We start from the raw sequence: 12,586 nt of genomic DNA on the forward strand, positions 1-12,586 counted from the left end.
GCGCGCCAAGCCCTGGTGCCGGCGGCGTAGCCGTCGCGGCTCCGCCCGTGCTCCTCCGCCAGCTCCCACCGCCGAAGTCCGCAACCGTCCCCCTACCGCCGGCCGTCCTCCCCGCTGCCGCCATCGCCGGAGTCGCCGGAGCGCTCGTGCTCCCCGTGGACCGCCCCGGGATCGGGTGGCTCCTCGCCGGACTAGCCGTAGCCGTCGCCGTGACCGTGGCCAACCGGGATCGCTTCACCGCAGCCAGTGTGGGCTGGGCCGTCCTCGGGCTCGCCCTCCTCGGCGTAGGCACCTTCCGGGCCTCCGGCTGGCTCTTCGCCCTCTGCGTGCCCGCCGCCGTCGTGGCCGGGTCGCTGGCCGTTGTCGGGCCGCGGACCGTCCACAGTGTCCTCTACGACATGGTCGCCCTCCCGCTCGAAGCCCTCCGCGCCGTTCCGTGGGCCGGCCGGGGGCTCGGGCGCTTCGCCGCACGGCGGGACGGTGTCGCCCGGCGGATCGCGCTCGCCGTGCTCGGGGCCGCCGTGCTCGTGGCGGTCTTCGTGCCGCTGCTCGCCAGTGCCGACGCCGCCTTCGCCGCCGTCGTCAGCGCCGTGGTCCCCGATCTCAGTCCCGCTGTCCTCGTGCGGTGGTGCGTGGTCTTCGCCGTCGTCGCGCTGCTCGTCGCCGGAGCGAGTTACTTCTTGGCCGCGCCGGCACCGGAAGCAGAACGAGAAAGTCCGAAGAGGACCAAATACGGTCTGGAATGGACGGTCCCGCTCGTCGTCCTCATCGTGCTGTTCAGCGTCTTCGTCGCCGTCCGGCTGGTCGTGCTCTTCGGCGGCACCGGATACGTCCTGCGCACCAGCGGCCTGACGTCGGCGGAGTACGCCCGGAGCGGTTTCTGGCAGCTCTGCGCCGTCACCGTCCTCACGCTCGCCATCGTCTCCGCCGCCCTGCGCTGGGCGCCGAACACGACGAAGGCCGATCGGCTCCGGCAGCGCGTGCTGCTCGGTGCGCTGAGCGCGTTGAGCCTCGTGCTCGTCGGCTCCGCGCTCAGCCGGATGGGGACCTACCAGGAGGCGTACGGCTTCACCGTGCTGCGGCTGCTGGTCGAGGTCTGCGAACTCTGGTTCGGCGCGGTCTTCGTCCTGGTGCTGATTTCGCTGGTCCGGCTGCGCTCGTCGTGGCTGCCGCGCGCCGCGATCGGGACGGCCGCCGTCGCGCTGCTCGTGCTCGCCGTGCTCGATCCGGAACGGCTCATCGCCGGGGCCAACCTCGATCGGGCCGCCGCCGGGAAGCCGCTGGACCACCGGTACCTGGCCGGGTTCTCCGCCGACGTCGTGCCGGTGGTCGAGGCGCGGCTGCCGGAACCGTTGCGCACCTGCGTGCTGCGGCAGGTGCTGACCGGCGACGCCGCGGACGGCTGGCCCGCCTGGAACCTCGCGCGCGCCTCGGCACGTGACGTACCTCTCGGCCGCTGCGGCTGAACCGGACCGGGCGGTCAGGCGTGTTTGACGACGTGCGCGGGAGCCACCGGGCCGTCGTGGGGGCGGTCCGGCGGCTTCCGCGCGCTGCTCAGAAGGCGAAAACGTCGTCCGAGTCGCGGTCGGCGGCGCAGCGGTTCGGGTACGTCGCGCGGAACGACACCGGCTTGCCGCGCCAGGAGCCGACCACCGTGACGTCGACCGGGGCGTAGATCAGCGTGCACGCCTGGTGGCGCGCGTTGATCCGCGAGAAGTCGCCGTTCACGCCGGAGAGCACCTGGCACGCCTTGTCGCGCTTCGGGTGCGTGCCGCCGGCCGGGTCGCACGTGAGCACCACCGAGCCGATCCGGTTCGCGGTGTCGTGGGTGGTCAGCTGCAGCGTCGACGCCGGCGGCTGCGCGGGCGCGAGGCAGCTCAAGCTCATCAGGCAGGCAGCGAAGGGGAGTAGGGCCATATCGGTGTCATCGGCAGCCCCGGGGCGATCACTGTGCTCCACGTCCGGGTGAGTCTTCCTCGCTCGGACGGGTGAGGTCCGACGCCAGCAAGGCGACGTAGAGCGAGAGCATCGACTCCGGGTCTTCCAGCCGCACGCCGAGGACTTGCTCGATCCGCGCGAGCTGCTGGTAGTACGCCGTCCGGGAGGTGTGCGCGGCGGCCGCCGCCGCCGACTTGTTGCCGCCCTGCTCGCAGTAGTGCCGCAGAGCCTGGACGAGCCGGCTGCCCGAAGCGGCGTCGCGCTGCAGCAGCGGGCCCAGCTCCCGGTGCGCGAACGCCGTCACCCGCTCGTCGCCCGCCAGCAGGTGCAGCAGGCCGCGCAGGCGGACGTCGGACAGCCGGTGCAGGACGCGCTCGTCGCCCGACCCCAGCGCGGCCGCCGCGACGTGCGCGGCCTCCTGCAGCGTCCGGCGCGCTTCGGCGGGGGACGACACCGTCGTGCCGACCGCGAGCACGCCCGGCGCGCTGCCCCGGGCCTCGTGGACGTCGGTGGCGAGCCGCTGCAGCACGGCGTCGGCGTTCGCCTCCCGCGACAGCGCGAGCAGCGCCCGCACCCCGAGGTCGTCGGTGGCGACCAGCGCCGACACCTTCGCGCGGCGCGCCGCCAGCACCGTCGCCTCGGCCAGCTCGCGCAGCACCGGCGGCGTCGACAGCGCGGGGCGGTGGCCGGCCAGCCGCGGCCGGACCGCCAGCCCGACCAGCTGCCGCCCGGTCAGCGGCACGGCGAGCGCCGACGCCCGCGCAAGCAGCTCCGAGGACGGCGCGGGCGAGGCGAGCAGCTCGGTGAGCACCGCGCGGTGGGCCTGCCGCTCGAGACCGTCGGAGTCCTTGGCGACCAGCCGGTGCACGGCCAGCGCGGACGCGGCCCGCTCGCTGACCACCCGGTGGCGGTGCGGCGGCTGGTCGGCGCAGACGAGCACCAGCCGGCCCCAGTCGTGCCCGCGCGCGCCGACGACGGTGACCAGCCAGCCCGAGGCGGGGTGGTAGCCGGTCCGCTCGCCGACCTGGACCACCCGCGAGCGCGACGGCCAGCCGGCGAGCAGCTCGGCCGGGTCCGTGCCGGCCGCGTCGTAGGCGAGCACCTCGTGCGACAGCGTCTCCAGCACCACCGGCTGCTCGGTGAGCCGGGCGACCTCGCCCAGCACGACGCCGGGTTCGGCGCCCGCGACCGTCAGCGCGGTGAACGTCTCGTGCACGCGCTCGGCGGCGCGCAGCTCGGCGACCTGGGCGTCGACGATCTGGCCGTTGACCGCCTCGGTGACGCTCACGAACCGCGTCTCGCGCGAGAGCGTGACCAGCGGCAGCCCGTGTTCCTCGGCCGCCTCGACCAGCGCGGCGGGCAGCTTGTCGCTCCAGTGCCGGACCAGTTCGATCACGACGCCGGCGGCGCCGACCCCGGCCAGGTCGGCGACGTAGCGGGCCAGCGCCGGGCCGTCGTCGGGCAGCGCGACCCCGGTGGTCAGCACCAGCTCGCCGCCGCGCAGCAGGTGCGCGATGTCGGCGACCTCGGCGACGTGCGCCCAGCGCACCGGCGCGTCGAGCCCGGCCGCGCCGGCGACGACGTGCGGGCGGCCCTGGCGCAGCACCGGCAGGGCGAGCGCCTCGGCGACGGTGGGGTACATGGCTCCTCGGGGTTACCAATCCGGCCAAAAGTAGGCCGCCCCCCGAGCAGCACGTAACCGGAGGTACGACGTCATGCAGCCGTGACTGTGGTCGGATTGGTAACCATTAGCCACAGCATCGGCAGGGACAGACTGTACGGCCGAGGGGCAACTGGCGTACACGTTGCCGATGGTGCCCGCGTGGCGCCCGCCCGGAGACTCGGGTGGACGTCCCCCGAGCGAAGGAGCGCACCGCCGTGAGCGACCGCATCAGCCACTGGATCGACGGCAAGCCGTTCACCGCGACCCCCGCGCGCACCGGCGACGTGTTCGACCCCGCCACCGGCCAGGTCCGCGCGCAGGTCGACTTCGCGGGCGACGCCGAGGTCGAGGCCGCCGTCGCCGCGGCCAAAGCGGCGCTGCCGGGCTGGCGCGGGACGTCGCTGGCCGGGCGGACGCGGGTGCTGTTCGCCTTCCGCGAGCTGCTGTCGGCCCGCAAGCACGACCTGGCGAAGATCATCACGAGCGAGCACGGCAAGGTCGAGTCGGACGCGGCGGGGGAGATCGCCCGCGCGATCGAGAACGTCGAGTACGCGTGCGGCGCCGCCCAGCTGCTCAAGGGCGGCTTCAGCGAGAACGCCTCCACCGGCGTCGACGTCTACTCGATCGCCCAGCCGCTCGGCGTGGTCGGTGTGATCTCGCCGTTCAACTTCCCGGCCATGGTGCCGCTGTGGTTCGTCCCGAACGCGCTCGCCTGCGGCAACACCGTCGTGCTCAAGCCGAGTGAGAAGGACCCGTCGGCGGCGGTGTTCATCGCCGAGCTGTTCGCCGAAGCCGGGCTGCCCGCGGGCGCGCTCAACGTGCTGCACGGCGACAAGGCCGCGGTCGACGGCCTGCTGGAGCACGCCGACGTCAAGGCGATCTCCTTCGTCGGGTCGACGCCGATCGCCCGCTACGTCTACGAAACCGGCACCCGGCACGGCAAGCGCGTCCAGGCGCTCGGCGGGGCCAAGAACCACATGGTCGTGCTGCCCGACGCCGACCTCGACCTCGCCGCCGACGCCGCGGTGTCGGCCGGGTTCGGCTCCGCGGGGGAGCGCTGCATGGCGGTGTCGGTGGTCGTCGCGGTCGACCCGATCGGCGACGAACTGGTCGCGAAGATCGCCGAGCGGATGGCGCGGCTGCGCGTCGGCGACGGCCGCGATCCCGAGTCCGAGATGGGGCCGCTGGTCACCAAGGCGCACCACGAGCGCGTGGCGTCCTATGTGGACGCCGGCGTGGCGTCGGGCGCGGCGCTGGTCGTGGACGGCCGGGGCATCGAGGTGCCCGGCGACGGCTTCTGGCTGGGCCCGACGCTGTTCGACCACGTCCGCCCGGAAATGTCGATCTACACCGACGAGATCTTCGGCCCGGTGCTTTCGGTGGCGCGCGCGGCTTCCTACGACGACGCGCTGGACCTGATCAACGCGAACCCCTACGGCAACGGCACGGCGATCTTCACCGGCGACGGCGCGGCCGCGCGGAAGTTCCAGAACGAGGTCGAGGTCGGCATGGTCGGCGTCAACGTGCCGATCCCGGTCCCGGTCGGCTACTACTCCTTCGGCGGCTGGAAGGACTCGCTGTTCGGCGACAGCCACGCGTACGGGCCGGAAGGCTTCCACTTCTTCACCCGGACGAAGGTCGTGACGTCGCGGTGGCCGAACCGCTCGCACGCCGGGGTGAACCTGGGCTTCCCGCGCAACTCCTGAGCTACGCGCGGGCGGCGAGCGCTTCCCGGCTCTCGTCGTCCGCGGGGCGGCCGATCATCAGCCGCTGGCCGGTGTCCCGCAGCGGCGCGAGGACCTCGAAGTCCACGGCGATCACCCCGGCACCGGGGTGGCGCAGCACCTTGCTCCCGCCCCCGGTGCCCCGGACGTCCCGTTGGGCCCATAGCCGCGCGAACTCCGCGTTGCCGCCGGTGCATTCGGCGATGAGCGCGGTCAGCACCGGGTCGTCCGGGTGCGCGGCCCACGCGGCGCGCAGGTGGGCGATCCCTTCCCTCACGACGCGTTCGCGGTCGACGTAGTACTCGCGGATCTCCGGGTGCAGCAGGCACAGCCACATCGCGTTCCGCTGTGCGGGCGGCAGGGTGCCGAAATCCAGCAGCAGCCGCGCCATCCCGCTGTTCCAGGCGAGGATGTCGAAGCGGTGGTTCAGCAGCATCGCGGGCAGCGGCGACAGGTCCTCGACCAGCCGGGCGAGCGACGGCACCGCGGTGGTGGCGGGCTCCCCGGTGGCGCGGGGGCGCTGCTCGGTCAGGTCGAAGAAGTAGGCGCGCTCGGCGGCGGTCAGGCGCAACGCCCCGGACAGCGCTTCCACCACGGCCGCCGACGGCCGCAACCCCCGTGCCTGCTCCAGCCGCACGACGTAGTCGACGCTGACCCCGGCCAGTTCGGCGACCTCTTCGCGGCGCAGGCCCGGCGTCCGCCGCGACCGGCGCACGGGCAGGTCGAAGTCACGCGGGTCCAGGCGTTCCCGCCGCGTCCGCAGGAACGCGGCCAGCTCCACGGTGGCGGTGCTCATGCCGGGTCCAACCGGCAGGGTGGGACCGCTGTTCCCAGGAAGGTCCTTCCCTTACCTCCGGTGCGCCGCGGACAGAGGCTGGTGCTCGGAGACGATCACCGACACAGGAGGATCCCGATGGCGCTCACCCTCGACACCTACCGGCTGCTGGGCCGGTCCGGGCTGCGGGTCTCGCCGCTGGCGCTGGGCACGGCGACCTTCGGCACCGAGTGGGGCTGGGGCGCGGAAGAAGCCGACGCGCGCAAGCTGTTCGACACCTACGTCGAGCGCGGCGGCAACTTCGTCGACACCGCACCGACGTACACCGACGGCAGCGCCGAGCGGCTGCTCGGCGAATTCGCCCGCGACCACCGCGAAAGCCTGGTGCTGGCGACCAAGTACACGACGCTGCGCCGCCCCGGGGACCCGAATTCCGGCGGCCCGCACCGCAAGAGCCTGTACGCGTCGGTGGAGGCCAGCCTGCGGCAGCTGGGCACCGACTACCTCGACCTGCTCCTCCTGCACGTGTGGGACTTCACGACGCCGGTCGAGGAGATCCTGCGCGGCCTCGACGACCTCGTCCGCCAGGGCAAGGTCCGGTACGTGGGCATGTCCAACGTCCCGGCCTGGGAGGTCTCGCGGATGCAGGCGATCGCCGACCTGCGGGGCTGGACTCCGCTGATCGCGCTGCAGGTCGAGTACAGCCTGATCCGGCGCGACGCCGAACGCGACCTGATCCCGATGGCGCGGGAGCTGGGGCTCGGGGTGACGCCGTACTCACCGCTGGGCGGCGGCGTGCTGTCGGGCAAGTACCGCGCCGCCGCCACTGACGAGAGCACCCGCCGAAGCTTCAACGCCGGCCTGGGCATGGTCACCGACCGCACGCTCGCGATCGCCGACGTCGTGTCCGAGGTCGCGGCCGAGGCCGGGCACACGCCCGCGCAGGTCGCGCTGGCCTGGACCCTGCGGAACCCGGGCGTGACCGCGCCCGTCGTCGGCGCCCGCACGCTCGCCCAGCTCGAAGGCAACCTGGGGGCCCTCGACGTCGAGTTCACCCCGGACCAGCTGGCCCGCCTCGACGGGGTGAGCGCGCTCGACCTCGGCTACCCGCACGACCTGCTCGGCAGCGGGCACATCCGCGCGGTCACCCGCGGCGACCTCGAGATCGAGCCCCGGGCTACGCCGGCAGGACGGTGATCAGCAGCCGGGCCCGCGGGGTGAGCAGGACGGTGTTGTTCCGGTCCGGCTGGATCCGCAGGTCCATCGTCCGGTAGAGCTGGAACTCCTTGCCGCCCGCCTTGAGGTAGTGGTGCTCGTTCATGCCCTTGCTGAGCCGGGTGGAGAGCACGATCGGGTACTCGCGGTCCGGCCGCTGCCTGCCGAAGTCGTGGGTCCAGCCGGTGATCGCGACCAGCCGTCCGTCCCGCACGTCGGCCAGCCGGCGCCCGCAGACGAACGCCAGCCAGGCGGCCAGCACGAGGAGGGGGAGCGCCGTGCCGAGGGCCGCGGCCACCGTGGCGCCGGTGAGCCGGGCGCCGAACCGGGTGTCGATCGCCGAGACCGGCACGACGACCGCGACGACGAGCGCCGCGACCGCGACGACCGCGGCCACCCAGAACGAGCCGTCGAGCACCTTCCCCCGCTGCGCGGGGTGGAGCCGGCCCTGCCGGTTGGCCAGCTCCACCTCCGCCTGCCCGGCCGTCGTCACTCGCCTTCACCCTCCGGGTGTTCCTTTTCGTAGGCTTCTCGGCCTTCGCGGTAGCGGTCGATCTGCTCGTTCTCCTGGCGGCGGGCTTCGGCGCCGACACCGACGCCGTCCGCGAGGTTGAAGCCGGGGACCTTGCCGCCGCCTTCGCGCCACTCCTTCTGGCTGAGGAAGCTGCGGCCGTCGTCGGAGAGCTTGTCGCCGAGTCCCTCGACCTTCTCGCGGCCGGGCACGTGCTCCTTGGCGGCGTCACTCCACCCCTTGGCCGTCTCCTCGGCGGACTTCGCCTCCTTGCCCGCCTGCTTCAGCTCGTTGGCCTTCCGCTCGATGCTCGCGGCCGTGTCGACGCTCTTGTCCACGATCTTGTCGACACCCTTGCCGACCTTCTTGAGGGCGTTCGCCGCGCCTTCGAGCGCCGCCTTCGACTTGCCGGCGCCCTTGGCCAGGCTCTCGAGCTTCTCGACGATCTTCGTGATCCGCGTGCTGATCTTCTCGGCGAGGACCCCGCCCTCGACGACGGTGTCGGCGATGAACGCCGCGATCGTGCCGCCGAAGGTGCACCACGACGCCGCCAGCGCGGCCAGCGCCTTGACGATCAGCTCGCCCACGAACGACGAGATCATGTCGCGGATCAGCCCGCGCTCGGTGCCGACCAGCGCCGCGCCGACGTTCATCGCCGTCGACGCGCTGTCGGCGTGCGAAGCCGCTCCGCGCAGGACGCCGACGTAGCTCTCCGCCGTCCTCTGGTAGGCCTCGGCGGAGCCGCAGTCGCTGAAGGACTGCTGGACCTTCTTGGCCTGCTGCTCGTACTGCTCGGCGGTCTCGGTGAGCTGCTTCGAGATGTTCGTCCAGGTCACGGCCTTGGCGGTGACGGCTTCGGGCTTGCCGGCGAGCTTGTCGAGCCCGTCCTTGAGGAAGCTGATGTGCTCGATCAGCCAGCCGACGCCGGCGCTCGCCAGCGTGCCGAGCGGGTCCATCGCCGCGCCGAGCAGGTCGAGGGCGTCGGTGCCGACGTCCAGCGCGAGGTTGCCCCAGTCGCCGTTGCGGGCGTCGGTGAGCGTGGACGCGGCGTCGCTGAAGATGCCCGCGCCGCCGGTCTGGGCGTTGACGTTGTCGAGTTCGCCCTTCGACCCCTCGCCCATGCCGCTCCAGAAGCCGCTGCTCGGTTCGGCCGTCGCGACCAGCGGGTTCTCCTGCGTCTCGGTCATGCCGGCAGCTCCTTGCCGATGCCCTCGATCAGGCACTTCGTCGTCTGTTCGTGCTCGGTGAAGGCGCCGTGGGCGGTCTTCACCCGGTCGGCGACCTCGTGCCCGGCGTCGACGGCCGACCGGAGGAACTCCTCGGCCTGGCTCGTCCAGATCTGGATCGGCGCCGCGAAGACCTGCCCGACCAGCCCGAAGGCATCGAAGTCGAGCGCCTGCGCGCTGCCCGCGGCGTCGAGGGCCTGCTGGACCTTGTCCGCGATCTCGCGGATCTCGTCCTCGTGCCCGCCGAGGACGTCGAAGTCGACCTTCATCGCCATCAGAGCCCCCGGCGCAGGATCGGGCCGCCGAAGTCTTCGTCGTCGTCCGGCCGCGGCGGCCGGGCCGGACGCACGGGCGGCGGCGGTGTCTCGGGTTCGGCCGCGAATTCCCACCGCGGTGCTTTTTCTGCTTCTTCGGGCAATTCGGGCGCGGGGATCTGTTCCTGGAGGAAATGCATCGCGTCGGAGTCGGTGCCGATCACCGGCGCCATGATCGCGGTCAGCTGCTGTGCGGCATCGACCTGCGCACGCTTGGCGGCGGCGAGGACGGCCTGGGCGAGCCGGGCCCGCGGCAGCTCGTCGGCACGCGAGCCGAAGGTGAGTTCCTGCAGCGCACCGCTGGTGTTGACAGTGACCGTGACGGCCCCATCAGGACTCGAGGCGGTCGCCGAGACCCGCTCGAGCCGGGCTTTCGCCTCGGCCGCGCGCCGGGCGATTTCGGGCATTCCACCCGAATCTGGTGCAATGTGGTTCACGGCGACCTCGGAAGTCGGGAAGGGCATGCGGATGAGAGGCAGCAAACCGCTTTTCGGTTCCCCCTTCAAGCCGGGAATTCGATTCGAGAACAGCGCATGGGAATTGATTTGGACGCCCTTTACTCGGCCGGGACGACCGGGCTTGAGCACGATCGGCTCGGCTGGATGTCATGAACGACTCGTTCATGACATCCAGCGCGGTGAACGACTCGTTCATGACGTCCGGCCCCTGAGGCCTCCGCCTGGGGCTCGGTAAAGCCGGGCGGCGCGCTCGGCCGGAGATGCAGACCGCCGCCGTGCCGTGAAAGACCCTTTCACCTCGCCGGACGTCATGAACGACTCGTTCATGACGTTGCGGGACCCCGCGACCCGGCCGCGTCGAACCCCCTCCGCCGAACCCCTCTCGGCGGGCTCAGCGGCGGGCGCGCCCGATCGGCGGGACCTCCGTCCGTGCGCGACTCTGCGTCCACCACCCCGCGGACGACCGGGGTTGAGCACGATCGGCTCAGGCTTCCGTAAACTCGGGGTCGGCAGCGAACGAGGTAGGTGAGGAACCGGTGGCCAACGCGGAGGAGCGCCGCTTCGACGTGCTGCGGGCGATCGTCGCGGACTACGTCTCCAACCAGGAGCCGGTCGGGTCCAAGGCGATCGTCGAGCGGCACAACCTCGGTGTGTCCAGCGCCACTGTGCGCAACGACATGGCGACCCTCGAAGAAGAGGGGTACATCACCCAGCCGCACACCAGTGCCGGGCGCGTGCCGACCGACAAGGGGTACCGGCTCTTCGTCGACCGGCTCTCCGAGATCAAGCCCCTGAGCGCCGCCGAGCGGCGGGCGATCACCACCTTCCTCGACAGCGGCACCGACCTCGACGACGTTCTCAAGCGCTCGGTGCGGCTGCTCGCGCAGCTGACCCGGCAGGTCGCCGTCGTCCAGTACCCGATGCTGACCAACGCCAAGGTGCGCCACCTCGAAGTCGTGCCGCTCACCCCGGCGCGGCTGATGCTGGTGCTGATCGCCGACAACGGGCGCGTCGACCAGCGGACGGTCGACCTCGGCGACGTCGTCACCGAAGAAGACGTCAGCCGGCTCCGGACCGTCCTCAACGCGGCCATGGCCGGACGGCGGCTCAACGAGGCCGCGGCGCGGGTCGCCGAGCTGCCCGACAAGTCGCCCGGCGAGCTGCGCGACGCGCTCATCCGCGTCACGACGATCCTGGTCGAGTCGCTGGCCGAACACCCCGAAGAACGCCTGGTCCTCGGCGGTACGGCCAACCTCACCCGCAACGTCGCCGACTTCCCCGGCTCACTGCGCCAGGTCCTCGAAGCCCTCGAGGAACAGGTCGTCGTGCTGAAGCTGCTGGCCGCCGCGCGCAACCCCGGTGCGATCACGGTGCGCATCGGTGAGGAAAATGAAGACGAGCAGATGCGCAGCACCTCGGTCGTGTCGATCGGCTACGGGCAGGACATGGTGCTCGGCGGCATGGGGGTGGTCGGCCCGACCCGGATGGACTACCCCGGCACGATCGCCGCGGTGCGCGCGGTCGCCAACTACGTGGGGCAGATCCTGCACGGCCGCTGAGCCGGGCAGAGCAGAAGGAGAAGCGAAGACGGTGGCGAGGGACTACTACGGCATCCTCGGGGTGGCGAAGAACGCGAGCGATCAGGAGATCAAGCGCGCGTACCGGAAGCTGGCCAGGGAGCTGCACCCCGACGTCAACCCGTCGGAAGACGCCCAGCACAAGTTCGGCGAGGTCACGACGGCCTACGAGGTGCTGTCGGACCCGCAGAAGCGCAAGATCGTCGACCTCGGCGGCGACCCGATGGACGGCGGCGCGCGCGGTGGGGGCGGCGGCGACCCGTTCGCCGGCTTCGGCGGGCTCGGCGACATCATGGACGCCTTCTTCGGCGCCGCGGGCGGTGGTGGCGGCGGCGGTCGCGGCCGTGGCCCGCGCAGCCGCGTCCAGCCCGGCTCCGACGCCCTCATCCGGCTCGGCCTCTCGCTCGAGGAGTGCGCGACCGGCGTCGACAAGGAAATCGCCGTCGACACCGCGATCGTCTGCGACCTCTGCCGCGGCGCCGGCACCTCCGAGGGCACCTCGGTCAAGACCTGCGACACCTGCGGCGGCGCCGGCGAGGTCCAGTCCGTCCAGCGGTCCTTCCTCGGCCAGGTCGTCACGGCCCGCCCGTGCCCGGTCTGCCGCGGCTTCGGCGAGGTCATCACCGACCCCTGCCGCCAGTGCGGCGGCGACGGCCGCATCCGCGCCCGCCGCAACGTCACCGCCAAGATCCCGCCAGGCGTCGGCGACGGCATGCGCATCCGCCTCTCCGGCCAGGGCGAGGTCGGCCCCGGCGGCGGCCCGGCCGGCGACCTCTACGTCGAGATCGACGAGACCCCGCACGAGGTCTTCGTCCGCCAGGGCCACGACCTGCACTGCAATTTCCGCATCCCGATGACGACCGCCGCGCTCGGCGCCACCGTGCCCATCGCGACCCTCGTCGACGGCGACTACGAACTCGACATCGAACCGGGTACCCAGCCCAACGCCGAGCTCGTCCTCACCGGCAAGGGCATGCCCCGGCTGCGCTCCTCCGGGCGCGTAGACGGCCGCGGCGACCTGCACGTCCACATCGACGTCCAGGTCCCGACCAAGCTCGACGACGCCCAGCGCGAGCTGCTGGTCGAGCTGGCCCAGCAGCGCGGCGAAGAAGCCCCGACGCTGTCGTCGAACGGCAAGCACGGCGGCCTGTTCTCCAAGCTGCGCGCCAAGAACCACCGCTGACC

The 12,586-nt window shown here is 72.3% G+C and carries 12 protein-coding genes; 5 read left to right on the plus strand and 7 right to left on the minus strand.

The features are described from left to right. Positions 1–146: 146 nt before the first annotated feature. On the plus strand, positions 147–1,466 hold the full coding sequence (locus MUY14_RS03745) for a DUF4153 domain-containing protein (protein ID WP_247020815.1): 1,320 nt from the start codon (positions 147–149) through the stop codon (positions 1,464–1,466). A gap of 88 nt (positions 1,467–1,554) precedes the next feature. Here the strand turns inward: MUY14_RS03745 and MUY14_RS03750 are convergent, their stop codons facing one another. Beyond that, the gene (locus tag MUY14_RS03750; protein WP_247020817.1) at positions 1,555–1,887 is read right to left on the minus strand and encodes an SSI family serine proteinase inhibitor; all 333 of its coding nucleotides are present in this window, start codon (positions 1,885–1,887) and stop codon (positions 1,555–1,557) included. Between the two features lie 58 nt (positions 1,888–1,945). Then, positions 1,946–3,580, minus strand: a complete 1,635-nt coding sequence (locus tag MUY14_RS03755) for a PucR family transcriptional regulator (RefSeq protein ID WP_247020819.1) — start codon at positions 3,578–3,580, stop codon at positions 1,946–1,948. 236 nt (positions 3,581–3,816) lie between these two features. Here MUY14_RS03755 and MUY14_RS03760 point away from each other — a divergent pair, with 236 nt between their 5' ends. Then, complete coding sequence (locus MUY14_RS03760) at positions 3,817–5,307, plus strand: CoA-acylating methylmalonate-semialdehyde dehydrogenase (protein ID WP_247020822.1); 1,491 nt, start codon at positions 3,817–3,819, stop codon at positions 5,305–5,307. Position 5,308: 1 nt separating this feature from the next. Here MUY14_RS03760 and MUY14_RS03765 read toward each other — a convergent pair whose 3' ends face one another. Beyond that, complete coding sequence (locus MUY14_RS03765; RefSeq protein ID WP_247020824.1) at positions 5,309–6,121, minus strand: helix-turn-helix domain-containing protein; 813 nt, start codon at positions 6,119–6,121, stop codon at positions 5,309–5,311. A gap of 117 nt (positions 6,122–6,238) precedes the next feature. On the opposite strand from MUY14_RS03765, the gene MUY14_RS03770 reads away from it, so the two are divergent. Next, entirely contained in the window at positions 6,239–7,297 is a 1,059-nt protein-coding gene (locus tag MUY14_RS03770) for an aldo/keto reductase (RefSeq protein WP_247020826.1), read from the plus strand. On the opposite strand, the gene MUY14_RS03775 is transcribed toward MUY14_RS03770, so the two are convergent. From MUY14_RS03775 to MUY14_RS03790, 4 genes are read right to left on the minus strand one after another with little or no spacing between them, the layout of a single operon-like run. Then, a complete protein-coding gene (locus MUY14_RS03775; RefSeq protein WP_247020828.1) occupies positions 7,278–7,808 on the minus strand; it encodes a hypothetical protein in 531 nt (176 codons plus the stop codon). The genes MUY14_RS03770 and MUY14_RS03775 overlap by 20 nt on opposite strands. Further along, complete coding sequence (locus tag MUY14_RS03780; RefSeq protein WP_247020830.1) at positions 7,805–9,013, minus strand: hypothetical protein; 1,209 nt, start codon at positions 9,011–9,013, stop codon at positions 7,805–7,807. The genes MUY14_RS03775 and MUY14_RS03780 overlap by 4 nt, the downstream gene beginning before the upstream one ends. Further along, entirely contained in the window at positions 9,010–9,327 is a 318-nt protein-coding gene (locus tag MUY14_RS03785) for a type VII secretion target (RefSeq protein WP_247020832.1), read from the minus strand. The genes MUY14_RS03780 and MUY14_RS03785 overlap by 4 nt, the downstream gene beginning before the upstream one ends. Further along, complete coding sequence (locus MUY14_RS03790) at positions 9,327–9,953, minus strand: YbaB/EbfC family nucleoid-associated protein (protein ID WP_247020834.1); 627 nt, start codon at positions 9,951–9,953, stop codon at positions 9,327–9,329. The genes MUY14_RS03785 and MUY14_RS03790 overlap by 1 nt, the downstream gene beginning before the upstream one ends. A gap of 407 nt (positions 9,954–10,360) precedes the next feature. Here MUY14_RS03790 and hrcA point away from each other — a divergent pair, with 407 nt between their 5' ends. Both hrcA and dnaJ read left to right on the plus strand, forming a co-directional pair. Further along, on the plus strand, positions 10,361–11,383 hold the full coding sequence (gene hrcA, locus MUY14_RS03795) for a heat-inducible transcriptional repressor HrcA (protein ID WP_247020836.1): 1,023 nt from the start codon (positions 10,361–10,363) through the stop codon (positions 11,381–11,383). A gap of 31 nt (positions 11,384–11,414) precedes the next feature. Next, positions 11,415–12,584 carry a molecular chaperone DnaJ gene (gene dnaJ, locus MUY14_RS03800; protein WP_247020838.1) on the plus strand — a complete coding sequence of 390 codons (1,170 nt, stop codon included), beginning with the start codon at positions 11,415–11,417 and terminating at the stop codon, positions 12,582–12,584. Positions 12,585–12,586 lie beyond the last annotated feature (2 nt).

It is taken from the genome of Amycolatopsis sp. FBCC-B4732 (genome assembly GCF_023008405.1).
Taxonomy (GTDB): domain Bacteria; phylum Actinomycetota; class Actinomycetes; order Mycobacteriales; family Pseudonocardiaceae; genus Amycolatopsis; species Amycolatopsis pretoriensis_A.

Excerpts from the sequence above, each read along its gene's own strand:
- MUY14_RS03750 (WP_247020817.1), bottom strand. The coding sequence starts at position 1,887 with ATGAGCTTGAGCTGCCTCGCGCCCGCGCAGCCGCCGGCGTCGACGCTG.
- MUY14_RS03755 (WP_247020819.1), bottom strand. The coding sequence starts at position 3,580 with ATGTACCCCACCGTCGCCGAGGCGCTCGCCCTGCCGGTGCTGCGCCAG.
- MUY14_RS03765 (WP_247020824.1), bottom strand. The coding sequence starts at position 6,121 with ATGAGCACCGCCACCGTGGAGCTGGCCGCGTTCCTGCGGACGCGGCGG.
- MUY14_RS03770 (WP_247020826.1), top strand. The coding sequence starts at position 6,239 with ATGGCGCTCACCCTCGACACCTACCGGCTGCTGGGCCGGTCCGGGCTG.
- MUY14_RS03780 (WP_247020830.1), bottom strand. The coding sequence starts at position 9,013 with ATGACCGAGACGCAGGAGAACCCGCTGGTCGCGACGGCCGAACCGAGC.
- MUY14_RS03785 (WP_247020832.1), bottom strand. The coding sequence starts at position 9,327 with ATGGCGATGAAGGTCGACTTCGACGTCCTCGGCGGGCACGAGGACGAG.